The 23,739-nt window shown below is 43.5% G+C and carries 22 protein-coding genes and 3 pseudogenes; 17 read left to right on the top strand and 8 right to left on the bottom strand.

Annotation, left to right across the window (positions count from 1 at the left end):
* The first annotated feature begins 13 nt into the window (after nt 1-13).
* The 7 genes and pseudogenes from myaer_RS06190 to myaer_RS21905 all read left to right on the top strand — a co-directional run bounded on the left by myaer_RS06190 (nt 14) and on the right by myaer_RS21905 (nt 6,255).
* Entirely contained in the window at nt 14-967 is a 954-nt protein-coding gene (locus myaer_RS06190; RefSeq protein WP_046661426.1) for an asparaginase, read from the top strand.
* A 748-nt stretch (nt 968-1,715) separates the two neighbouring features.
* On the top strand, nt 1,716-2,714 hold the full coding sequence (locus myaer_RS06185; RefSeq protein WP_046661425.1) for a glycosyltransferase family 8 protein: 999 nt from the start codon (nt 1,716-1,718) through the stop codon (nt 2,712-2,714).
* Between the two features lie 22 nt (nt 2,715-2,736).
* Complete coding sequence (locus tag myaer_RS06180; protein WP_046661424.1) at nt 2,737-3,549, top strand: FkbM family methyltransferase; 813 nt, start codon at nt 2,737-2,739, stop codon at nt 3,547-3,549.
* 569 nt (nt 3,550-4,118) lie between these two features.
* Entirely contained in the window at nt 4,119-4,949 is an 831-nt protein-coding gene (gene dapB, locus myaer_RS06175; protein ID WP_046661423.1) for a 4-hydroxy-tetrahydrodipicolinate reductase, read from the top strand.
* Between the two features lie 151 nt (nt 4,950-5,100).
* Nucleotides 5,101-5,922, top strand: coding sequence for an Rpn family recombination-promoting nuclease/putative transposase (locus myaer_RS06170; RefSeq protein ID WP_046661422.1), 822 nt, complete (start codon nt 5,101-5,103; stop codon nt 5,920-5,922).
* Between the two features lie 15 nt (nt 5,923-5,937).
* Nucleotides 5,938-6,048: pseudogene (locus tag myaer_RS22315) on the top strand (DUF2887 domain-containing protein); the annotation flags it as partial.
* 6 nt (nt 6,049-6,054) lie between these two features.
* Nucleotides 6,055-6,255: a hypothetical protein gene (locus tag myaer_RS21905; protein WP_052734165.1), complete on the top strand. Its 201-nt coding sequence runs from the start codon at nt 6,055-6,057 to the stop codon at nt 6,253-6,255.
* A gap of 64 nt (nt 6,256-6,319) precedes the next feature.
* Here myaer_RS21905 and myaer_RS06160 read toward each other — a convergent pair whose 3' ends face one another.
* On the bottom strand, nt 6,320-7,042 hold the full coding sequence (locus tag myaer_RS06160; RefSeq protein WP_046661421.1) for a hypothetical protein: 723 nt from the start codon (nt 7,040-7,042) through the stop codon (nt 6,320-6,322).
* A 240-nt stretch (nt 7,043-7,282) separates the two neighbouring features.
* Here myaer_RS06160 and myaer_RS06155 point away from each other — a divergent pair, with 240 nt between their 5' ends.
* Genes myaer_RS06155 through myaer_RS06140 form a run of 4 tightly spaced genes read left to right on the top strand, consistent with a single transcriptional unit; the run spans nt 7,283 to nt 9,358 of the window.
* Nucleotides 7,283-8,062, top strand: a complete 780-nt coding sequence (locus myaer_RS06155; protein WP_046661420.1) for an Rpn family recombination-promoting nuclease/putative transposase — start codon at nt 7,283-7,285, stop codon at nt 8,060-8,062.
* Between the two features lie 22 nt (nt 8,063-8,084).
* Nucleotides 8,085-8,333 carry a helix-turn-helix domain-containing protein gene (locus myaer_RS06150; RefSeq protein WP_046661419.1) on the top strand — a complete coding sequence of 83 codons (249 nt, stop codon included), beginning with the start codon at nt 8,085-8,087 and terminating at the stop codon, nt 8,331-8,333.
* A complete protein-coding gene (locus myaer_RS06145) occupies nt 8,326-9,117 on the top strand; it encodes an Rpn family recombination-promoting nuclease/putative transposase (RefSeq protein ID WP_046661418.1) in 792 nt (263 codons plus the stop codon). Before myaer_RS06150 ends, myaer_RS06145 begins: the two co-directional genes overlap by 8 nt.
* A 22-nt stretch (nt 9,118-9,139) precedes the next feature.
* Complete coding sequence (locus tag myaer_RS06140) at nt 9,140-9,358, top strand: helix-turn-helix domain-containing protein (protein WP_046661417.1); 219 nt, start codon at nt 9,140-9,142, stop codon at nt 9,356-9,358.
* Nucleotides 9,359-9,423: 65 nt separating this feature from the next.
* Here the strand turns inward: myaer_RS06140 and myaer_RS22640 are convergent.
* From myaer_RS22640 to myaer_RS06120, 4 genes and pseudogenes are all read right to left on the bottom strand, one after another.
* Nucleotides 9,424-9,504, bottom strand: a pseudogene (locus myaer_RS22640) (PEP-CTERM sorting domain-containing protein); the annotation flags it as partial.
* Between the two features lie 88 nt (nt 9,505-9,592).
* Nucleotides 9,593-10,771: an LL-diaminopimelate aminotransferase gene (locus myaer_RS06130; RefSeq protein WP_046661415.1), complete on the bottom strand. Its 1,179-nt coding sequence runs from the start codon at nt 10,769-10,771 to the stop codon at nt 9,593-9,595.
* A gap of 16 nt (nt 10,772-10,787) precedes the next feature.
* The gene (locus tag myaer_RS06125; RefSeq protein ID WP_008203477.1) at nt 10,788-11,150 is read right to left on the bottom strand and encodes a thioredoxin family protein; all 363 of its coding nucleotides are present in this window, start codon (nt 11,148-11,150) and stop codon (nt 10,788-10,790) included.
* Nucleotides 11,151-11,195: 45 nt separating this feature from the next.
* Nucleotides 11,196-12,074 carry an ABC transporter permease gene (locus myaer_RS06120; protein ID WP_046661414.1) on the bottom strand — a complete coding sequence of 293 codons (879 nt, stop codon included), beginning with the start codon at nt 12,072-12,074 and terminating at the stop codon, nt 11,196-11,198.
* A 198-nt stretch (nt 12,075-12,272) separates the two neighbouring features.
* Here myaer_RS06120 and myaer_RS06115 point away from each other — a divergent pair, with 198 nt between their 5' ends.
* The 3 genes from myaer_RS06115 to cobT are packed head-to-tail and all read left to right on the top strand — an operon-like array spanning nt 12,273 to nt 14,005.
* On the top strand, nt 12,273-12,506 hold the full coding sequence (locus tag myaer_RS06115) for a hypothetical protein (RefSeq protein WP_002739069.1): 234 nt from the start codon (nt 12,273-12,275) through the stop codon (nt 12,504-12,506).
* Nucleotides 12,494-12,904 (top strand): type II toxin-antitoxin system VapC family toxin, encoded by a 411-nt coding sequence (locus myaer_RS06110; protein ID WP_002738349.1) that lies wholly within the window; start codon nt 12,494-12,496, stop codon nt 12,902-12,904. The genes myaer_RS06115 and myaer_RS06110 overlap by 13 nt, the downstream gene beginning before the upstream one ends.
* Before the next feature lie 27 nt (nt 12,905-12,931).
* Nucleotides 12,932-14,005 (top strand): nicotinate mononucleotide-dependent phosphoribosyltransferase CobT, encoded by a 1,074-nt coding sequence (gene cobT, locus myaer_RS06105; RefSeq protein WP_046661413.1) that lies wholly within the window; start codon nt 12,932-12,934, stop codon nt 14,003-14,005.
* Nucleotides 14,006-14,095: 90 nt separating this feature from the next.
* Here the strand turns inward: cobT and myaer_RS06100 are convergent, their stop codons facing one another.
* Nucleotides 14,096-16,720 (bottom strand): tetratricopeptide repeat protein, encoded by a 2,625-nt coding sequence (locus myaer_RS06100; protein WP_046661412.1) that lies wholly within the window; start codon nt 16,718-16,720, stop codon nt 14,096-14,098.
* A gap of 247 nt (nt 16,721-16,967) precedes the next feature.
* On the opposite strand from myaer_RS06100, the gene myaer_RS06095 reads away from it, so the two are divergent.
* Complete coding sequence (locus myaer_RS06095) at nt 16,968-18,023, top strand: Fe(3+) ABC transporter substrate-binding protein (protein WP_046661411.1); 1,056 nt, start codon at nt 16,968-16,970, stop codon at nt 18,021-18,023.
* Nucleotides 18,024-18,336: 313 nt separating this feature from the next.
* Here the strand turns inward: myaer_RS06095 and myaer_RS06090 are convergent, their stop codons facing one another.
* On the bottom strand, nt 18,337-18,951 hold the full coding sequence (locus tag myaer_RS06090; protein ID WP_046661410.1) for a DUF938 domain-containing protein: 615 nt from the start codon (nt 18,949-18,951) through the stop codon (nt 18,337-18,339).
* A 334-nt stretch (nt 18,952-19,285) separates the two neighbouring features.
* On the opposite strand from myaer_RS06090, the gene topA reads away from it, so the two are divergent.
* Nucleotides 19,286-21,922, top strand: a complete 2,637-nt coding sequence (gene topA / locus myaer_RS06085) for a type I DNA topoisomerase (RefSeq protein WP_046661409.1) — start codon at nt 19,286-19,288, stop codon at nt 21,920-21,922.
* Between the two features lie 265 nt (nt 21,923-22,187).
* Here the strand turns inward: topA and myaer_RS06080 are convergent, their stop codons facing one another.
* Nucleotides 22,188-22,973: an SWIM zinc finger family protein gene (locus tag myaer_RS06080; RefSeq protein WP_046661408.1), complete on the bottom strand. Its 786-nt coding sequence runs from the start codon at nt 22,971-22,973 to the stop codon at nt 22,188-22,190.
* A gap of 547 nt (nt 22,974-23,520) precedes the next feature.
* Here myaer_RS06080 and myaer_RS06075 point away from each other — a divergent pair.
* Nucleotides 23,521-23,667, top strand: a pseudogene (locus myaer_RS06075) (IS30 family transposase); the annotation flags it as partial.
* Nucleotides 23,668-23,739: the final 72 nt, after the last annotated feature.

Raw genomic sequence — 23,739 nt, 5'->3', positions numbered from 1 at the left:
GCAACCAATCTGAATGAATAGGGTAAAACGTACACCAACCCACCGCTTAGAAATTCATCTCCTCCGGGAAGGCATTATTGAATCGGTCCATCATGTCGAGGCCGCTATTTGCGATGACCGCGGCCGGGTATTATCCACCGCCGGCAGCGCCGAAACTAGCGCCTTTATTCGTTCGGCCCTGAAACCTTTTCAAGCACTGGCTGTCATCAGTACCGGCACCCTCGAACGCTACGATCTTAACGATAAGGATCTAGCCATTATCTGTAGTTCTCACCAAGGCACGGTGGAACACGCCCGTCAAGTCTTTAATATTCTCTGGCGCGCCGATATCGATCCCAACGCCCTGCTATGTCCCCTCCCCGAAGGTAAACGCAGTCGCCTCCAGTACAATTGTTCTGGTAAACACGCCGGGATGTTAGCGGTGTGTCAACAGCGCGGCTGGCCGTTAAATAGCTATCTCCGGCGTTCTAGTCAGATACAGAAGCTAATTTTAAGCAAAATTGCCGAATTATTGGGGATGCCGGGGGATGAATTAATCAGCGCCCACGATGACTGCGGTGCGCCCACCTATTCAATGCAGTTGGGGCAAATGGCCCATCTCTACGCCCAGTTAGCCTCTGGCAACCGTTTAGACTTAGAAAGAATCGTCCGGGCGATGACCTATCATCCCCGCATGGTAGCAGGAGAAGGGGCTTTTGATACGGAATTAATGCAGGTTAGCCAAGGAGAAATCGTCAGTAAAGCTGGGGCCGAAGGGATTCAATGTATCGGGCGCGTCGGTGAAGGTTTAGGATTAGCGATTAAAGCCCTAGATGGTTCCAAACGGGCTAAATATGCCGCCGCTTTGCAAATTCTTAAACAGTTAGGCTGGATTACTCCCAATGTGGCCGAATCTCTCTCGGAAAAATTCCTGACAATCGGCAGTTATACCCGCTTGGAAGTAGTGGGGGAAATGGCTTTATTGTAAATAGTCGGTTAACAAAGCTTAATGGAACAAAAAGAAAAGTTTTTGCTGCCTTATGGCTGACTGTGGCGGGCAATCATTCGATTGAAGGCGGTTCCCAGAGGGGGGGCGTGGCAATCCCACTTAACCGATAGATTTACTCTGTCAATTTTAAAAGGATCAGTGGAGACAAGCCGGGAGAGCAGAAGGGGCAGGGGAAGCACCGGGAGATTTATCTCTCAATTCGATCTTGACGGATCAATGGGTCTATGGTAAACTGTGGTGGCATTCTCGCTGAGTGTGCGGCAGTTCAAGACAATACCAACAGTAGCCTATGAGTTTGATCGATAGGAAAATTTGTTTCGTCACCCTAGCTGTCGGGAAGAAATATCGAGATCATGCCCTTACCCTCGCCGAGGATATTCGTACTATAGCTGATAATAGCCCTTTTGTAGTTCTCACTGATCGCCCTGAAGTTTTTGCCAAATCCGATTCGCTCATCCCGCTCCCCTCATCATTGCGATAGCAGTTATCTGGAGGAGGCGAGCCGTCATCGTCAAAAGGCTAAAAGTCTTTCTAGTTAAGAAACTTACCCAAATAGAAATGATTTTAATTGTCCTATATTTTTGCGGTGAAATTGAATTAGCCAAGATAGATATACATTTCAGCCATTGAACTATTTTAAATTAGGACAGAGCATAAAAGCAAGCTGTAATTGGGTTATAATTTTTAGAGATGTCTAATAGAGAAGCGATTCTTTGACCTTGTTTCTATGGAATTTAAACTTGTAAGACACGAAGAGTTGATAATGCAAAATACTAAAACACCCACAGTCGTCTGTGCTGCGGACAACAATTACGCAATTCCTCTTGGCGTAATGCTTTACTCCTTGGCAGAGAACCTGAAAGAGGGGAAAGCTTTTATTTATGTTATTGATGGAGGAATTACCAATGCTAATAAAAAAAAGGTGATTCGGTCCCTACAAAAATTAGAAGTTGAAGTGGTACTTAACTGGCTAAAGCCTCAAGAAGCAGCGTTCTTTACAATCGTGGAAAAACTTCCGACTTGGGGTCATGTTACTATTGCCGCTTACTATCGTTTATTAATTCCTTATCTCTTACCCCCGTCGATTGAGAAAGTTATTTATCTAGATTGTGATTTAATTTTGAAAGAAGATTTAAACAATTTATGGAAAATTGATATTGATAATCAATATTTATTTGCGGTGCAAGATATGGGATGTCCTCTAGTGTCAAGTAAAAATGGCTTAAAAACTTATCAAGAACTTCAAATACCCCCAGATACGCCATATTTTAACTCTGGGGTAATGATTCTTAATTTAAAAAAATGGCGAGAAGACGATATGTCTTTTAAAGTTATTAATTATCTAGAGGAAAATGGGAGCCGTCTCCGTTACTGGGATCAGGACGGTCTCAACGCTATTTTGGCGGGCTGTTGGGGGAAACTGGATCCACGCTGGAATCAACTTCCTAATAAATTTTCTTCTTGGCAAGAAAGTCATTTTTCCGAGGAAGTTTATCATCAGGTTATGGAAGCTCCTTATCTAATACATTTTGCATCAGATGATAAACCTTGGAAATTTAAATTCTCTCCGTTAAGGGATACAGAAAAGCAATTTTTTGAATACTTAGATCGAACGGATTGGTCTGGATGGCGACCGAAAGAGGCATGGAAAAAAAGATTAGAACGATATTTTAACAAGGCTCTAGCCTATTTCAAAACCAAATCATTTAGTTCTAATATTTTCTAGCAAAAGTTATAATTTTTTAGCCATGATACTTGCAAAACTTAAAACTTATATCTCTCGATTAGTCGGCAAAAGATCGGACAAACAGTCAAAGTTCTGGAGCATTTTTAAATCACCTAGTCTTCGCTACAAAATCTTTAAGGATAAGCTCGATACACTGCTGTATAGTTTATCCATTTCACAAGCGCATATTTTCTTTGTTCAAGTAGGTTCAAACGATTCTAGCTACGGTGATCCCCTACGTTATTTTCTGCTAGATAAACGTTGGTGTGGAATTATGATAGAACCCGTTGACTATGTATTCAAAAGATTATGCTCCAAATATGGTGATTATGGTCGATTTAAGTTGGAAAATGTAGCGATTGCCGAGGTAAACGGGTTTAAAGACTTCTACTATGTTGAAGAGACAGATTCCCCTTTGCCTGTTTGGTACGATCAAATCGGTTCATTTTCCTTATCTCATGTCTTAAAGCATATTGATTTTATCCCAGAACTAGAACAACGAATTCGGAAAACTCAAGTGGAATGTATAACGTTTGAAGAATTATGTAACCGGAACTCGGTTCGCACTGTAGATTTAATCCACATAGATACGGAGGGATTCGATTACGAGGTACTGAAAATGATAGATATTGATCGGTTTCAGCCTAGTTTAATCCTGTACGAGCATAAACATCTTTCCGATAGCGATAGGATATCCGCTCGGAGTCTCTTGAGCGCACGAGGATATCAATTGTTGCAGTTAAATAGTATGGATACTGTTGCCGTTTCTGTAAAAGCATTGGAAAACAGAAAACCCTTAAAGTGGGCGTGGAAAGTGATCACTAAAAATTTATAGCGTTTTTCACTCTGCTGAGGTACAAAAGTTATGGGTTTTAGGCAAAAGGCAACAGGCAAAAGGCAAAAGGGAAGAAAAATAGGTGTACCTCACTAGCTTAGGAAACGCTATATCTTATCATCAAAATTCAGCGAGCAATTAATTTTTACAACTGCTAGAACTCGCCAAATAATAAGTTGATTAGTTTGAGGTGATAAAATATGGTTAAGGATACACTCACATTTGCCAAAATATCACCCAGACAAAGCACCATTGACGTAGGAACAGCGCAAAATGTAGAATGCTCTAGACCTTCTCACTTTTACACTGTACGCCTGATATTTTTGCCCTTCTTCCAATCCCTGAAAACGACAGTTTAAGCATGGCATGGAGGGTTAAAAACCCATATTCTCCCTAAATAATCACGATTTTCTCATAACTACCCCTCGATCGTTGTGCGCGAGAAAACGGATAATTGATTCAGTGATTAGGCAACAGGGGGTTAGGTGTTGGGGTTTTTTCCTTTGTCCCTGAAATACCCCTCCACCCCAACAGTCCATAATCCCTACATATAAGGAGAATAATTAACTATGACCGAAAATAGAGGCCCGATTCCCGTAGTTGTCAACGGTGCAGCCGGCAAAATGGGACGGGAAGTTATTAAAGCCGTTGCTCGTGCCGACGATATGATCTTAGTGGGTGCAGTCGATCGAAATCCAGCTTTTCGAGGTCAGGATGTGGGGGAAGTGGCCGGTTGTGAACCCCTAGAAGTGCCGATTCTCGACGATTTACAGAGTGTTTTAGTCCTGGCAACTCAGGAAAAAGTGCAGGGGGTAATGGTGGATTTTACCCATCCCGACGGTGTTTATGACAATACCCGCAGTGCGATCGCCTATGGAGTGCGTCCCGTGGTGGGAACTACGGGATTATCGGCGGCACAACTGCAAGATTTAGCCGAATTTGCCGAAAAAGCCAGCACTGGCTGTTTAGTTATCCCCAATTTTTCCATTGGCATGGTTTTACTACAACAGGCTGCCGTGCAAGCATCCCGCTACTTTGATCATGTGGAAATTATCGAACTGCATCACAATCAAAAAGCAGACGCACCCAGTGGCACAGCCATTAAAACCGCCGAATTACTGGCCGAATTAGGTAAAACCTTTAATCCTGCCCAAGTTTCCGAAAAAGAAACCATCCCCGGTGCTAGAGGCGGTTTAACTGCTGAGAACATCCGTATTCATAGCGTGCGTTTACCCGGTTTAATTGCTCACCAGGAAGTCATTTTCGGTTCTCCTGGAGAAATCTATACCCTTCGTCACGATACCAGCGATCGCTCCTGTTATATGCCGGGGGTTCTCCTTTCTATCCGCAAAGTTACTCAGCTGCAATCCCTCGTTTACGGTTTAGAAAAAATCCTCTAAATCGAGACATTTTAGAGAAAGGAGAGGAAAAGGGCAAAGAAGAGAAATCTCGACAAATTGCCCTAAAAATGCTATCTGCTGGCTTTCCTATCCCCAAGCTTTAGACTGAGAAATTGAACAAGTACCACAAGTCAATGAGGGACAAAATTGAGTGAAAACGGACAGTATTTTCTATCGTCTCTTTGAGACTTTTCCTGAAAGTTTCTTTGATTTGCTCAATCTTCCCCCAGAAACCGTCAATCATTATCAATTTTCCTCCCTAGAAGTTAAACAACTCGCTTTTCGTTTAGATGGGGTTTTTCTTCCCGATAACCTCAATGATCCGATTTACTTTGTTGAGGTACAATTTCAAAAAGATGAACGGTTTTACTCGCGCTTTTTTAGTGAAATATTTCTCTATTTTCATCAAAGTGAGAGTAAGAACAATTGGCAAGGGGTGATCATTTATCCCCATCGGGAAATTGAAAATAGTCCCAAATCTCGTTATCAAGAATTCTTTGAGTCAGGCCGGGTTAACTGTTATTATCTGAATCAGTTAGATGAGGGGGATTCTCTGGGGGTAAAAGTGTTACAATTAATTGTGGAATCGGAACAAAATACCTTAGCTCAAGGAAAAGAACTGATTCAACAAGTTAGACAACAATTTCAGGAGTCTTTAAAAAGAGAGGACATTCTGGAATTAATCGAGACAATTCTCATTTATAAATTGCCCAAATTAAACCGTAAGGAGATTGAAAAAATGTTTAGTTTAAGTGATTTAAGAGAAACTAAAGTCTATCAAGAAGCTTTGGAGGAAGGAGAATTATCCGCTAAAAAAAGCCTAATTTTGCGTCAGCTAAACTTAAAACTCGGTTCTATTCCTTTAAAGGTAGAACAAAAAATTAAACAATTAAATCCTAATCAACTGGATAATTTAGCTCTTGCGTTGTTGGGGTTTTCGGATTTAGAAGATTTGCGGCAATGGTTAAATTAAAGAAAAAAGCCTTAGATTCAACAATTTAAGCAACAATTTCAGGAGTCTTTAAAAAGAGAGGACATTCTGGAATTAATCGAGACAATTCTCATTTATAAATTGCCCAAATTAAACCGTAAGGAGATTGAAAAAATGTTTAGTTTAAGTGATTTAAGGGAAACTAAAGTCTATCAAGAAGCTTTAGAGGAAGGCAAAGAGGAAGGCAAAGAGGAAAAAGCTCGACAAATTGCCCTAAAAATGCTATCTGCTGGCTTTTCTATCCCAGAAATTGCCCGATTTACCGATTTATCCCCCGACGCAATCGAGCAATTACAAAGACAGCAGCGCAATTAAAGCTTTTAACTGCAAAGGGTGGGGAATTGGCAAAATTTGGCTCATCTCCCCACCCCAAGCGCGATTAACGACGTTTAGCGAGGCGACGCACCACTAAACCACCACCTAAGAACACCAATCCTGTGATCATACCAGGTTCAGGAACTGCGACGGGAACAGAGGCAACAGAGGCAAAAGAAGCGCTATCGATCTGGAAGGAATCGAAGAAAGTTGTATTATTCCCAAAGACGATCGAGCTAAAGTTTGCGTTACCAATAATGCCCAGAAAGCCGTCTGGTCCGCCGATACTGTCATTCACAAGCAGAGTTTGGTTTCCTGTACCATCGAAATTTCCCGTTAGGTTTAGCCCGCCAGCCGCAGTACCTTTAAAATCCGCTCCGAAGGCAAACACAGGTGAGGGAAAAGTCCAAGTGATAGTTGCGGAAGCACCACTCGCATCTCCATCAGTGGCATTGTTGAAAAGTCCTCCACCAACGCTATTATCCCCATACGCAACTGCGGGTGGAAAGGAATTCGCCGAAACGATGCCCGAATCCAGTGTTATTGTTTGAGCAGAGGCGATGTTGTTGGTAAAAGTATCGGTGGTGGTGACACTGCCAGCGATGGCATCGACGGCAGCTTGCCAAGCGGTGCGATTAGTGAAAGTAGTGAAAGCTTCGGCGGAAGATACCGAACTCAGCACAAGGGTAGTGGTAAAAACCGTGGCTAGGGAAAAGGATTTGAGCAGAGCCTTTGATAAGCTATGCTTCTCCCCCCCCCCATGGTTGATAAGTTTTTCTAATGACATAAAGCTTCATAAAATTGATGTGATTGTAATCTACTCCCTTCCTCTAGCAATTGTCAAGAAATTTCTGGGAATATGTGACAAATTTGCCGATATTTATACAATTAGTCCATAATTAAAGTTGAATTTTGTCTATAATGTATTCTGCGCTACGATTCTCTTCGGCAACAGTTACGGCGAATACAGGATGTCAACACCGGCGACCGAGGGTATCCTAGGAGAAACGGAAAGTAATCCCTGACAATGTTTGATAATATTTGTAAATTTATCGCCGAAAACTTCTCCGATGATCTAGCCACTTGGTTATTGGGTTCTCCCCTCCCCTTAACCGTCCTCGACCCGACGGAATTACAATTAGACCCCATTCGTGCCGATTCCCTGATTTTTTTGCAGTCAGAGGAATTGATTCTCCATACCGAGTTTCAAACCGACCCCGACTCCAAAATTCCCTTCCGAATGCTCGATTATCGCATTCGCGTCTATCGTCGTCATCCCCAAAAACAAATGCGTCAAGTGGTAATTTATCTGCGACGCAGTGATTCCCCCCTAGTGCAAGAAAATACTTTCCGTCTGGGGGAAACCTTTCATTCCTTTCAAGTCATCCGTCTTTGGGAAGAAAATACACCACAATTTTTTCATCATCCCGGTTTATTACCCTTTGCCATCCTCAGCAATACCGATGACCCCGAACAGGTGTTAAGTCAGGTGTCCCGTTCTTTAGAAACTATCCCCGAAAAACAGGTGCAAAGCAATCTCGCTGCCGCTACCAGTATTCTCGCCGGGTTAGTATTAAATCGAGAGACGATTAAAAAAATCCTTCGGAGTGACATTATGAGAGAATCCGTCATCTATCAAGATATTTTAGAGGAAGGCGAGGAAAAGGGACTACAAAAAGGTAAAGAAGAAAAAGCTCGACAAATTGCCCTGAAAATGCTATCTGCTGGCTTTTCTATCCCAGAAATCGCCCGATTTACCGATTTATCCCCCGACGCGATCGAGGAATTACAATCGAGAGACGATTAAAAATATTCTTCGGAGTGACATTATGAGAGAATCCGTCATCTATCAAGATATTTTAGAGGAAGGCAGAGAGGAAGGCGAGGAAAAAGGACGACAAGAAGGACGACAAGAAGGACTGCAAGAAGGACGACAAGAAGGTAAAGAAGAAAAAGCCCGACAAATTGCCCTAAAAATGCTATCTGCTGGCTTTTCTATCCCAGAAATTGCCCGATTTACCGATTTATCCCCCGCAACTATCGAGGAATTACAAAGACAAAACGCTCACGATGTTTGATAATATTTGTAAATTTATCGCCGAAAACTTCTCCGATGATCTAGCCACTTGGTTATTGGGTTCTCCCCTCCCCTTAACCGTCCTCGACCCGACGGAATTACAATTAGACCCCATTCGTGCCGATTCCCTGATTTTTTTGCAGTCAGAGGAATTGATTCTCCATACCGAGTTTCAAACCGACCCCGACTCCAAAATTCCCTTCCGAATGCTCGATTATCGCATTCGCGTCTATCGTCGTCATCCCCAAAAACAAATGCGTCAAGTGGTAATTTATCTGCGACGCAGTGATTCCCCCCTAGTGCAAGAAAATACTTTCCGTCTGGGGGAAACCTTTCATTCCTTTCAAGTCATCCGTCTTTGGGAAGAAAATACACCACAATTTTTTCATCATCCCGGTTTATTACCCTTTGCCATCCTCAGCAATACCGATGACCCCGAACAGGTGTTAAGTCAGGTGTCCCGTTCTTTAGAAACTATCCCCGAAAAACAGGTGCAAAGCAATCTCGCTGCCGCTACCAGTATTCTCGCCGGGTTAGTATTAAATCGAGAGACGATTAAAAAAATCCTTCGGAGTGACATTATGAGAGAATCCGTCATCTATCAAGATATTTTAGAGGAAGGCGAGGAAAAAGGACTAAAAAAAGGCTTGCAAGCGGGTAAAGAAGAAAAAGCTCGACAAATTGCCCTAAAAATGCTATCTGCTGGCTTTTCTATCCCAGAAATCGCCCGATTTACCGATTTATCCCCCGCAACTATCGAGGAATTACAATCGAGAGACGATTAAAAAAATCCTTCGGAGTGACATTATGAGAGAATCCGTCATCTATCAAGATATTTTAGAGGAAGGCAGAGAGGAAGGCGAGGAAAAGGGACTACAAAAAGGATTGCAAGCGGGTAAAGAAGAAAAAGCTCGACAAATTGCCCTAAAAATGCTATCTGCTGGTTTTCCTATCCCAGAAATCGCCCGATTTACCGATTTATCCCCCGCAACTATCGAGCAATTACAAAGACAGCAGCACAATTAAAGCTTTTAACCGCAAAGGGTGGCGAATTGGCAAAATTTTGGCTCATCCCCCCACCCCAAGCGCGATTAACGACGTTTAGCGAGGCGACGCACCACTAAACCACCATCTAGTATGCCTAGTCCGATAATACTAGAAGGTTCGGGAGTGGACACATTACCAATATCACCCGGAATATCAGCAGCAACAAGGCGAAAGTTATCGATTGCAGCATAACTACTGCTGAGAATATCGGTTTTATCCCAAAAAAGCCCCAATTTTCTCCACGGCAGCCTCTAGAATATCGGGATCGTGAACTAAGGCAAAACGCACATAACCCTCGCCACCCTTGCCAAAACCGGAACCCGGGGAAACAGCGACACCGGTTTGGGCCACCAATTGCCGACAAAAATCGACGGAATTACCCGGCCAACTGGGGGGAATTTTCGCCCAAACGTACATAGTGGCGGCCGGAGTGGCAACCGGCCAACCGATGCGATTTAGGGCATTAATAAACACATCCCGACGTTTTTGGAAGATAGCGACGGTTTCCTTGACCGAATCTTGATTACCGGTTAAAGCAGCGATCGCACCGTTAAGGATGCCCAAATACTGATTAAAATCAACCATGGCTTTAATCTGTCGCAAAGCCATAATTAACTGCGGGTTGCCAATGGCGAAACCGATGCGAAAACCGCCCATATTATAGGACTTAGAAAAGGTAAAAAACTCGATCGAATTAGTTTTAGCTCGATCGGCCTGTAAAATTGACGGGGGGGGCGATGTTCCCGCAAAAAAGATGTCTAGATAGGGAAAATCGTGGATTAAAACTAAATTATGCTGACGGCAAAAATCAACCGCTTTTTGGAAAAATGCCAAAGGTGCGATCGCTGTAGTGGGATTATGGGGATAACTCAAGACCATCAGCTTCGATTGTGCCAGCACTGCCTCAGGAATGTCCTCTAAAACCGGCAGAAAGTCATTTTTTGCCAAAATTGGCATTCCGTACATTTGACCGCCAGCAAGGGCAACACCGCCCAAATGGGAGGGATAACCCGGATCGAGGAGCAGAGCAAAATCCCCGGGGTTGAGAAGGGCCAAAGGTAGATGGGCCGTGCCTTCCTGAGAACCAATTAGGGGTAAAACCTCCGTTTCCGGATCGACGGGGACACCAAAGCGATCGCTATACCAGTTAGCGGCAGTTATTCGGAAGTCTCGCGTACCATTATGGAGTAAATAGCCGTGGGTGTGAGGATCGTGGAGAGATCGCTCAATCGCATCGATAACATGGGGAGCAGCACCAAGATCGGAGGAACCGAGCGAAAGATCGATAATGGTATTACCCGCTTCTCTACTGGCAGCTTTTGCCCGATCCATATCGGCAAAAACGTTGGATTGTAGTGCCTGTAAGCGGTGTGCTAGGGTTAAGTTATTCATAACCACGGATACCTAATTAGCTGACATAGGTATCGATAAAAGATTGTAATTGTTGTTTGCCGATCGCCCCTTCATGAGTGGCAATAATTTCGTTATCTTTAAAGATGCGTAAAGCGGGAACACCTTTCACATCACATTTAGCCACCGAGTTGGGGTTAGGGTCCACCTCTAGTTTAACTACTTTTAGCCGTTCGCCGTAGGTGTTGGCCACCCAATCGATCGAGGGGGATACCAAACGACACGGACCGCACCAACTCGCCCAAAAATAGACTAAAACGGGTTTTTCGACCTCAAAAACCTCTTGGTCAAACTTCTGATCGCTAATGACAGTTACGCTACTCACAGTATTTATTTCCTCACCATCGTTACTGATCATCATAGGGGTTCTGGGTAATTTTCGGCAATTATCCACTTCTACGCTTCCTTAAACATTAGGATCAAAGACATCGCGTAAACCATCGCCGATAAAATTAATACTTAACACTGTGATCACGATAGCCAGAGCCGGAAAAATCACCAAGTGGGGGGCAGTTGTCAAGTAATCTTTAGCTTTAAATAACATTTGTCCCCAAGTCGGCACATCGGGGGGGAAACCCAAACCCAAAAAACTCAGGGTTGACTCGGTAATAATCGCATTACCCACCGCTAAAGTAGCCGCCACGATGATCATTCCCAAAACATTAGGCAATAAATGCACCCAGATTAAACGGAAAGGAGTGGCCCCCAAAGCAATCGCAGCCGAGATAAACTCCATCTCGCGTAATTTTAAGAAATTTCCCCGCACCAATCGCGCCACCGACATCCAATTTAAACCCCCGATTACTAAAACCACGAGGATAAAAATACCCGTTTCCGGTCCGGCGATTTTTTTGATGCTATCGCGAAATAGATAGACAATCAGTAAAAGTAGGGGTAATTGGGGCAAAGATAGGAATAAATCCGTTAATCGCATCAATAAGCCATCGATTGCGCCCCCGTAAAACCCAGAAATAGCCCCGATCGCTGTCCCTAGAATAATCGCGACTATCATAGCAGCAATCCCCACCGCTAGGGAAATTCGACCCCCCACCAAAATCCTCGCCAATTGATCCTGGCCCAGATCGTTAGTGCCGAAAAGATGTTTTAAACTAGGGGGAGCAGTGGTTTGACTAAAATCGATGGTATCGATGGGGACCCGATAGAAAATCGGACCGAATAGGACAGCAAGAATAATTATCATTAATGCGATCGCTCCTATTGTTGCCAGGGGATCTCGGTAAAAACGTCGCCAAGTATCGATAATTGCAGAAGACAGGGGAGACATAAGCTGTTAAGTGTTTAAATTACTTTTTGAGACGAGGCACTCTTGCATTAGGGGAGATTCCGCTAATCTAAGAATAAACGGTTTAAATGAGTCTTTTTAGTCTGCTGTATTTTAGGTAAAATCTCAAGATGAGTCCCTTTATTGAAGGAACCGTTGTGTTATAGTATAACTCAAGTTCAGAAAATAGAGAGTAAAACTATGACTGTTAAAGAACTTATTCAAACAGCAATTGATAATTTACCTGAAGAACAACTAGATGAACTTTATCAATTAATTAAAAATTTCACCGCCAGCAAAAACAACTTATTAGAAGAAAAACCATCCTTATTCAAACGTCATTTTCCAGTTGAGAATATGGTGGGTAAAGCTAAAATACTAGGTGATATGGTCAGTCCTATTGTAGATGAAGAAGATTGGGAATGTCTGAAGTAATTGTGCTTGATACTCATATTTGGTTGTGGTTAATAAATGGCAATTTTGACAGATTTCCCGAGCATTGGCTAGAAAAATTTGAGTTAGCAGAATCTCTCGGAGTTTCCCCCATTTCTTGCTATGAAATAGCCCTTGCTAACCAACGGGGGAGATTAGAATTAAGTTATCCCCTTCAAGAGTGGATTCAACAAGCTTTAACAGTAGCTAAAATAGATATATTTTCAATTACCCCCGAAATTGCCATTAGAGCCGTTAATTTATCTCCCATTCACAAAGATCCTTTTGACCGTATTATTATGGCTACAGCCTTAGCATACGGGGCAAAACTGGCTAGTATTGATAACTTATTTTCTAAATATGTTGAAATCAAAGATCATCTCATGGAGAGAGGGAAATAGTGATAAGTAAGAGGACAAAATCAACAGATGATTAAAATTTACACGGAAATCGAACGGGGGCAAAATTGGTTAGAGCGCCATCAAAAATCTTCTCCGATATTTGCCCTAGTTTTGGGGTTTACCGAGACGGGATTAATCCCCGGAATCTCCACCGCCGGTGCTACCCCGGAAGATAGAAAATATACAGCGATCGCCGATGCCGAATTTATCGTTAAAGGAGTTTCACCCCATCCCCGTTATCCCTTACCCCCCCTAACGGTGGGAGCCTCCCCTGCCTATATTACCCGGGCCGTGGTGGAAAAATTAGCCATTCCCGTCCTCGTTTTTAACGCCGGTTTACCCTTGCCCCCGGCCGTCGATTATATCGAACTCGGGGGACAACCGGCCCGTTGTCTCTCCACCGGCCGCGCCCTAGATTTCGACATAGTAAAACACCTGTTCGCCCAAGGATTAGCTTGGGGAGAAAAACTAGCCCGCCAGTCTAGTTATCTAATTATCGGCGAGTGTGTGGTCGGTGGCACCACCACCGCCCTCGCCATCCTCACCGGATTGGGTTATCGAGCCAACGGCAAAGTTAACAGCAGCCATCCCCAGTGCAATCATGCTCAGAAATGGGCAATAGTTGAGCAGGGATTAGCCCGAAAAGAAATTTTTGATCCTTTTGAGGTAATCGCCGCCCTAGGCGATCCTCAGCAGATTTTCGTCGCTGGCATGGCCATCGCCGCCAGTCGCCAGGGTGGGGTACTCCTCGCCGGAGGAACCCAAATGTTAGCCGTTTCTGCCCTAATTAAAGCTCTAGTGGCTAAATATGCCTATCCCGTTAACTGGGAAAATATCATCGTCGGCACAACTCGCTGGGTAGCGGAAGATAAAACGGGGGATACGGTGGGATTAGCCCGAATGATCGGAAAAGTGCCTTTATTAGCCACACAATTAAACTTTTCAGCCTCTAAATACCCGGTTTTGCAAGCTTATGAACAGGGTTTCGTCAAAGAGGGAGTCGGTGCGGGGGGATGTGCGATCGCCGCTTATCTGTACCAGAATTGGACTAATCAAGATTTGCTCAAAGCGATCGAAAATTTAATCGGGTTTCAACTATAGCAGTTATCTTAATGATCAGGTAGGAAGTTTTCCTTTTAGGGAGTCGGTAGTCGGATGTGAGTTTTTAAAATTTTATCTAGCTCTAAAGTTTTATTTACCTTCTCCTACTACAGATTGATAAAATCTTTCTAGACTTTCTACAGAGGTTCGATCATTAAATACTGTATCGATATTCATTTTAGTATAATCTTTGATTGTTTGTCGCCATTGATTATCTAAACCTAAACGAATAGCAATTTCAATATAGTGATTTTTATCCGTAGCAATTGTCTCGGTTATGCCTAATTTTTTCAAGATAGCATAGGAATGTCTTCCGCGCATAAATTCCCCCGGACAGGTAACAACTGGAAGTTGACAGGCAATTGCTTCTAAGGTGGTATTTCCCCCCGACCAACTTAAGTTATCTAAATAGATGTCTGCTAATAAGTTAAGCTGAAAATAATCATTTTGTTCTAATTGTGGCATCATTACCCCGTAATCTTGCCAATTGAGTCCATACTTATCAAAAGCTTGACTTAATCTCGACTGAAAGCAATGGGTCACAAATTCGCTACGATGACAGATAAAAATAAAGTGGCTGTGGGGAACTTGTCGGGCAATTCTAGGAAAAATATCGTCATTTTCTGGCAGATATTTAAATAAACTCTGACAGTTTAAATAGATGATTTTATCCTCGGCTAATCCCATCTCTAAACGAGTTTTTCTCTGGGGAGGAAGCGAGGGTTTAGCATAGGCAATACCTAAATTAGATAAGCGAATTAATTTTTCACTGTAGTGATTATCTCCCTCCGTGGGTTCCATTAATTCACTGGAGATAAAATAATCAAGGGTTGGTAATCCTGAGGTGATTGGATGGCCCCAAGTTACACATTGTACTGGAGCTAAACGCAATGCTGCTAGTTGGGTAGTGCGAGCATCCATACCAATATCTAAATAAACCAGAATATGTAACTGATTATCTAAAATATGTTGAGCAATTCTTTCTATATTGACCAGATTATCAAATTGATAAAAATAATCACTTTGCTCTTGATATTGTTTGGTAAAATTATCCCAGGTGTTATTAATATCTATTCCATAACAGTAAATTTCAAATTGCTCTCGATTTCGCCACTGCAACCATCCTTGAAACAGTTTCGCTACTGTGTGATGACGCAAGTGAGCAGAAATATAGCCAAGGCGGATTTTTCGCGTAGGTATGGTTGGCTTTTTCACCGAATTAGTAAAGTTAACCGAGGCAATTTTATAAACCAATTCTCCATATTTTTTTTGTAGTTTTAAATCATTTTTAGCTTGATATTGAAGATAAAAGTTAGTTCTTAATCCAATACTTTTCCAAGCATCCTGTTGTTGATTAGTAGTAGTAGTTAAATCAAGATTGGATAAGATATTATCTAACTGTTTCTCGTAGTTTGATCGATATTGCATAATATCGGCTTGAGTTGTGTAAACTATTGGCATTAAACGCATTAATTCTAACTTCAGAGATAGGTGATCGGGAAGATACTCTAAAGCCGATTTAGTTGCTTGAATTGCCACCTCGATCGGATAATTATTTTGTAGTAACCAAATTAGGCGCAAATGTAAATCAATATTTTCTGGATGATAGGCAATGCCTTTTTTATACACTTCTAAAGCTTGTTTTTCTTCTTTAAGAATGAGATAGCAATGGGCGCAATTTAAATAAAAATTGCTCTCCTCTATTTTAATTGATAATAATTTTTGATAATAGTTTAATGCTAATTGATAGATTTTTCTTTGATAAAAATAATCACCTGAATAAATATTCGCTCTTTTTTGGTCAGCTTGCAGAATTTCCCAAAGGGAGAGATTTTGACTAATTTCTCCTCTATCTCCTGCCAGTTGTTGGACTGTTTTATAAGCATTTTTTGCCTCTGTCCAAGCTTGTTTAACTAAATAGACATTGCCTAAATTGATATAGAAAGGATAAAAATCAGCCTGTTTATTAATTCCCTGCTGATAGATTTTTTCGGCTGACTCTAGCTGCCCTAGTTTATAAAATAAATTGCCCAGTTTGTTATAAGCATCGATAAAATTATCCTTGAGATCAATCGCTTTTTGATAAGCTGATAAAGCTAGATCTAAACGGGATTGTTTTTCTAGCACCATGGCCATAGTATAATGATATAAGGCTTGATTTTCCTCTAAGTTGATGGCTCGTGCCAAACAGTTAAAAGATTCTGTTAGTCGGTTAATTATATAGTATAAATATCCTAAATCGTGCCAGATGTAAGCTAATTGTTCACGCCAAGATAAAATTCTTAAGTAAAAGTCCTCAGCTAAAGTATATTCTCGCCGATTAATTGCCTCTTGCACCTCTTGAAGACAGGAGTTTATCACCGTCAGGGCATAATTTTCTATCTCTTCATCGCCTTCTATTTCTTCTAATTCTAGCCACTGGATATAGATTAATTTAGCTTCGGCAAACTGCCAGCAATCAAGATTTCTAATTATCTCTTTTTTGAGCAGCATAATTAAATCCTGACTGGACTCTGATTGTAATAGCCAAAATAACCAAATTTCTTGCGCTGTTGCTTGCTGCCCTAGCAGCAGATAAGCTAATCCTAGATAGGGATAATAATCAGTCACTTCCGGATGAACCGCCAGTGCTTGCTGACAAAATAACAATAATTGATTATAGTCTCCCGATGCTAACATTAGCTCGATCGCTTGTTGGTGATCACTGTTGATCATTATCTTGACTCTCGCTGCTTTTATTCCACAATACCCTCGATCGAGCTTAGGGTAACATTTTGGGCTTATTGAACTTAACTAGCGATAGATTCGAGGATTTATTAGCCCCATCAAAACCAAAAACCCTGATTTTACCTTGATTTTACCCCATCTACCGCCCTAGCCCGACAAATAATTTTTCGCACAGATAAGAATTATTCTCAATAGCTGTACAATAGGAAAAGACAACTTTACCAAGAATCGAGCAATGAACGATAAAATAACTCGTAGAGTCTTTCTAGGCGCAGGAACAGCCACCTTAGCGGTAGCAGTGGGTCAATTAGGGAAAATAAACGAGGTTTCCGCCCAAACTAACCAATTAAACCTCTATTCCTCCCGTCACTACAACACCGACCGACGATTGTATGACAACTTCACCCGACAAACGGGAATAAAAATTAACCTCGTCGAAGGGGAAGCAGACCCATTAATCGAACGGATCAAAAGCGAAGGCCGCAATAGTCCTGCCGATATACTCCTGACGGTAGATGCCGGGAGATTATGGCGGGCCGACCAACAGGGAATTTTTGCCCCGGTCAATTCCCGCATTCTCACCCAAAGAATTCCCGCTAATTTGCGTCACCCCAAAGGTCACTGGTTCGGGTTTAGTAAACGCTTGCGGGTAATCATGTATAACAAAGACAGAGTTAACCCCAGAGAAATCGATTCCTATGCAGATTTAACCAATCCCAAATGGAAAGGAAAAGTCGTCACTCGGTCATCTAGTAACATCTATAGTCAATCTTTTACCGCTTGGTTAATCGACATCCAAGGAGAAGCAGCCGCAGAAAAATGGTGTCGGGGATTAGTGGCTAATTTTGCCCGTTCACCCCAGGGAAATGATAAGGCACAAATCGAAGCTGTCGCCGCAGGAATTGCCGATTTAGCCCTAGCTAACACCTATTACTTAGCTGGGTATGCCGAAGAAAAAGACCCCGCTAAACGGGCAATTTATGACCAAGTAGGCGTAATTTTCCCCGACCAAACAGGGCGCGGCGCTCACGTTAATATTAGCGGTGGTGGTTTAATTAAAACCGCCCCCAATCGAGAATCGGCCATTAAATTTTTAGAGTATCTTTCTAGCAATGAAGCACAGAACTTTTTTGCTAAGGGTAATCAAGAATATCCCGTCGTTCGAGGCGTTGCTTTAGATCCTGTTCTGGCAAAACTCGGACGCGGTAAAGAAGATACCGTTAGTGTGGCTAATTATGGTCCTAATTTAGCCAAAGCAGTACAGGTAATGAATCGCGCTGGTTGGAAATAAGTTATCAGTTATCAGTTATCAGTTATCAGTTATCAGTGGGAAGTGGGAAGTGGGAAGTGGGGAGCTTTTTTCAGTGATCAGAACGTAGGTTGGGTTGAAGCATGAAACCCAACGCCCGATTATGTTACGCTACCGCTAACCCATCCTACAAATAATTGTGCCTCCCTACTTAATTGGTTAAGCTAAAAGCTTGGATGTACTTAGTTTATAACCTTCTTTTTAGGTAGGAGAATTGCCAGATTCTTTTTTTGCCTTTTGCCTTTTGCCTTTTGCCTTTAGAAGCTAATTACCGATTACTGTTCACTGATAATTGCTATGTTAAGGCAAATAAAACCGAGAGATTATTAGCGGGCATAGGAATTACTTCTAACAATTGTAAACCTCGATCGCTCGCTGCTTGCACCACATCTTCTAAATTCCTAACTCCCCAAGCAGAGTTTTGAGAACGGAGAGAAAGATCAAAGCTTTCATTACTAGGAGAAGTATGTTTTCCCTGTCGTTTATATGGACCATAAAGATAGAGAATTTCCCCCGGACTGAGAAGGCGACTCGCTCCTGCCATTAAAGCTAAACAAGCGGACCAAGGAGCGATATGAATCATATTAATATTAACAATGGCATTAATAACGATATTTTCCCTCTCTATCGCCCAAACTGACTGATGAACATCGATAAATAGGGGGCGATCGAGATTAGAACTAGGACAATAATCGCACCAACTGCGAATACTATCTAGAGCCAGAGGGTTACAATCCGAGGGAATCCAACGACGAGGAGCAAGACGAGGGGCAAAAAAAACAGCGTGTTCACCCGTGCCGCTAGATATTTCTAAGATATTGCCAGTCTTCGGTAAAAATTGGCTGAGAACTTCCAAAATCGGCTGACGATTGCGTTCCGTTGCCGGGGCGTATTGACGTAAATCAGACATAACTGCAGCGTTTCTTATAAAGATGAAGCGTAACCTAATTTAGTATCGACGACCATCTCCCCCCTTGAATCAGTGATCAGTGATCAGTCATCAGTGTCAGCTTTTTTCTCCCTTCTCCCCCCTCCCCTCTCCCCTCTCCCTGATCCAGAAAAATATTAAGTTTTGTTAAGAAGTTAGTGACAAAACACCAGCTTTAATCTCTATTATCGTAGTAAGTGGCTTTTGACTGGAATCAAGCCGGTCAAGATAAATAGTAACTTTTGTCCATCATCAAACAACGATTGTCAGCCCAACTAAAACAGTCGCTGTGGCCATGCCCTCGTGATCAATTCCTATGTCAACCCTGGTTATTGTCGAATCCCCCACCAAAGCTCGGACGATCAGTAATTATCTGCCTAGCGGCTATCGAGTCCAAGCCTCCATGGGCCACATCCGCGATCTGCCCGCCTCCGCCGAAGAAATTCCCCCCGCCCACAAAGACAAATCCTGGGCCAATTTAGGCGTAGATGTGGAGAACGATTTCGACCCCCTCTACGTCGTCCCCAAAAGCAAAAGTAAAGTCGTCAAAGAATTAAAAGAAGCCCTCAAAGGGGCCAGCGAACTGATCCTCGCCACCGACGAAGATCGGGAAGGGGAAAGCATCAGTTGGCATCTCTTGCAGGTACTCAACCCGAAAATACCCATCAAAAGAATGGTATTTCACGAAATCACCAAAGAAGCAATCCAAGCCGCCCTGAAAAATTGTCGCTCCATCGACGAAAATTTAGTTCACGCCCAAGAAACCCGCCGCATACTCGATCGCCTCTACGGTTATACCCTCTCCCCCCTACTCTGGAAAAAAATCTCTAAAGGTCTATCCGCCGGCCGGGTGCAATCCGTCGCAGTACGTCTGCTCGTGCAACGGGAACGGGAACGACGGGCCTTTAAAACGGCAAATTATTGGGACTTGAAAGCCACCCTCGAAAAGGACAAAAATCAATTCGACTCGAAATTAGTCACCTTAAACGGTCAAAAAGTGGCAAATGGGAGCGATTTCGATGCCGACACCGGCAGACTGCTCCCCGGTCGCCAGGTGACACTCTTGGATCAAGCGACGGCGGCGGCCTTAAAAGAACGCATCCAAGACAAAATCTGGCGGGTTAGCCACACCGAAGAAAAACCCACCCTTCGCAAACCTTCCCCCCCCTTCACCACCTCCACCCTACAGCAGGAGGCTAACCGGAAACTAGGCATATCCGCCAGGGACACCATGCGAATCGCCCAAAATCTCTACGAACAGGGCTACATCACCTATATGCGGACCGATTCCGTCCATCTTTCCGATCAGGCCATCAGCGCCGCCCGTCATTGTGTAGAACAAATGTACGGAAAAAATTATCTCAGTCCCCAACCCCGGCAGTACACCACCAAAAGCAAAGGCGCACAGGAAGCACACGAAGCCATCCGGCCCGCCGGTAGCAGCTTTCGCCTGCCCCGGGAAACCGGCCTGAGCGGACTAGAATTCGCCCTCTACGACCTAATCTGGAAGCGTACCGTCGCCTCACAGATGGCCGATGCCCGCATTACCCAGATCGCCGTTAATATTCAGGTAGAAAATGCCGGATTTCGCTCCTCTGGCAAAAGAATCGACTTCCCAGGCTTTTTCCGCGCCTATGTGGAAGGTTCCGACGATCCCGAAGCCGCCATCGACGACCAAGAAATAATCTTACCCGCCCTCAACGTCGGTGACACCCCCAATTGTCGCCAACTAGAAGCGATTAGCCACGATACCCAACCCCCCGCCCGTTATAGCGAAGCCTCCCTCGTAAAAACCCTCGAAAGTGAAGGAATCGGGCGACCCAGCACCTACGCCACCATTCTCGGCACCATTATCGATCGCGGTTATGCCCAAATGCGGAATAAAACCTTGATTCCCACCTTCACCGCTTTTGCCGTGGTTAGTTTGTTAGAAAATCATTTCCCCGACCTGGTAGATCCCAAATTTACCTCGAAAATGGAGGAAACCCTCGACGATATCGCCACCGGTTCCGCTCAATGGTTGCCCTATCTCGATCGCTTCTATCGCGGGGAAAAGGGGCTAGAAAGCCAAGTCAAAGAGCGCGAGAGTCAAATTAACTCTAGCACCGCCAAATCGGTAAATTTAGAAGATTTACAGGCAACCATCAAGATCGGCAAGTACGGTCCCTATCTGGAAGTCTCCCGAGGCGATGAAATCCTCACCGCCTCCATCCCCCCCGATTTAACCCCCGCCGACCTCAACCCCGAACAGGTAGAAACCCTGCTGCGACAAAAAACCGAAGGTCCCGATAAAATAGGTCTTCATCCCGACACCGGAGAGCCGATTTATCTGCTGGTGGGTAGTTACGGTCCCTACGTCCAGTTAGGAGATGTCAGCGATGACAATCCCAAACCGAAACGCGCCTCCCTACCCAAAGGAGTCAAACCGGAAGATATCACCCCCGAACAAGCAGTGGGTTTATTGGCACTGCCGCGACTGCTGGGAACCCATCCCCTCACCGGAGGCAAAATTAAAGCCAGCTTAGGTCGTTTTGGCCCCTATATAGTTCAGGAAGAGGGTAAGGAAAAAGAATATCGTTCCTTGAAAGCCGGCGATGATATCTTAACCATAACCCTCGATCGAGCTTTAGCCTTATTAGCCGAACCGAAAAAAACTCGCAGCGCCAGGGGTTCCACCAAACCACCCCTAAAAGAATTGGGTCAACATCCCGACGACGGGGAATTGGTGGGATTGTACGAGGGTCCCTACGGAGTTTATATCAAGCACGGTAAGACTAACGCCAAGATTCCCGAAGGAGAAACCGCCGAAACCCTCACCCTAGAACAGGCTTTATCGGCCCTAGCGGCCAAGACAACCACTGCCAAGAAAACCACCACCAAGAAAACTACTTCTACCACTACTAAAAAAACTACTTCCCCAAGCGGTAAAACCGGCAAAAGTAAGAAGGTTTAGCGGTTAGTGGTGAGGCAATTTTCTCCATGGTCAATTCCTCACCCCGATGCGAGGACAAATCCGGTTGGCTCTTTTGTCCTTGGAACTACTTTGACTAGGCTGATCCTAAGTAGGTAGGCGTTAAAAATTATCAGACACCACCCTTATCAAGGGTAGGGTTGATTCATGAATCAACCCTACCTTATTAAGGGGGGATCAAGGGGGGATTAAAGGCAAAATCCATTTTTAATTTAATTATAACCAGCTACTTATACCCCAAATTCCCCTACTGTAAAGCAATCGCCATCGCTTCTTGGGGAATTTGTCGGTAAATTGGTTTTAAAAATTGTTCTATGGCATCCGATTCGGGGGCAGCCAGGGGAAAATTGCCTAAAATGTCGAGAATGGTTTGATTTTCATTCCCCGGCGTAATGACAACGAGGGACGGATCTAGCTCCTCATCGTACTGCCAAAAGCGATCGATAGCGCTTTCGGGGGCAGTTTTTTCAACTACTGTGGGGAGTTCACTGACTGCTAAAGGTTGATTATCAGAGGAATAGGAGCGTTTTTCGCGTAAAGCTTCCAGAATTTGGCTTTTGGTTCGGCCGCGCAGTTGCAAAAGCAGGAAGGGATCGACACTAAAACGATCGCCCAATTGATAATATACTGCTCCTATATGTTTGCAGGGGTTAGCTTGATCGGGACAGGTGCAACGAGAGCGAATATCGGCCAGGGAAAAGGGAAATAAATTTACCCCACTATCGATAAAAACACGCTCGATATGATCGGGCATTTGTCCGGTGAGTAATTGAGCAGAATAAATGGCTTTTTTGGAGAGAAGCTTAATAATATAATCCCATTCTTCATCACTAAAAGCCGCTAGGGATAAGTCCACTATATAAGGCTCTGGTTCACTGCCTTGTACTCTGGCAATAACTTGCGAGTCTTCAAAGTCAATACTTAAAACATTGCCTTCTCTTGCGTACAGTCTAGCTCTTTCCAAGCGTTTTTTAAAGCGATAGGAATCGAGTAGTTCTAACCATTTTTGTACCCACCAAGCTTGTTCTGTCATTTTTTATTCACCCTGCCGCTTATCAGCTTTGTTACCAACAAAAACGCCAATTCAAAAAGGAAAAGCATCAGCCTAGAGGCTTGACTAGGAAAGGCTCATCAGGTATAGTCTGATCAATACAACAACAAATCAGACCCAAAAACGAAGCCCTCAATATCTTAACATAGAACCAAGAAAGTTTCTCCACCAACTTAGTCAAGAGGGAAATTTATCTCAACGACAAATAGCCGTCTTGCTCTGATGTCATCTATAAAACAGAAACCCAAATTGTGAGGTTTGGGAATCGCCGTCCGTTTTAAGGCGGCGAGGATGTCAAGAAACCATCTATAAAATTATCTATCAAAACTAAGCTAAGACGCATTTTAACCGCCTATCCTTTGATTAGCTGAACTCCCCTAATCCCTTTCGGCGTTGCCTGTTGCCGTTCGGCGTGAGCTAAGTAGTTCGACAAGAGTTCGGCGAGGCTCACTCGAGCTGCTCACTAACAGGAACGCTCAGCCGAGCGGCGGAGCGAAAAGTAAGCGTGGATGGATTCCTAGTCTTGTGGGAGTTGAGTCAGAAAATCGGGGCAGATTTTTATTTTGCTACTACTTATCATTTTTGGGAGAGGGGATTAAACGATAATACGAATGAACTATTTAAAATCGTTAAGCCGGAGGAGGTAGAAATAGCCGTAAACTTTATTAAAATAAGACGTATTTAAATCGCTTATTCTTAGATTAACCAAATCTCCCTCAATCCTTTTACTGTGGCCTTTTGCTTGTTG

Origin of the sequence: Microcystis aeruginosa NIES-2549, assembly GCF_000981785.2 — a bacterium.
GTDB lineage: Bacteria > Cyanobacteriota > Cyanobacteriia > Cyanobacteriales > Microcystaceae > Microcystis > Microcystis aeruginosa_C.
This window is presented reverse-complemented; position numbering and strand designations above follow the sequence as displayed.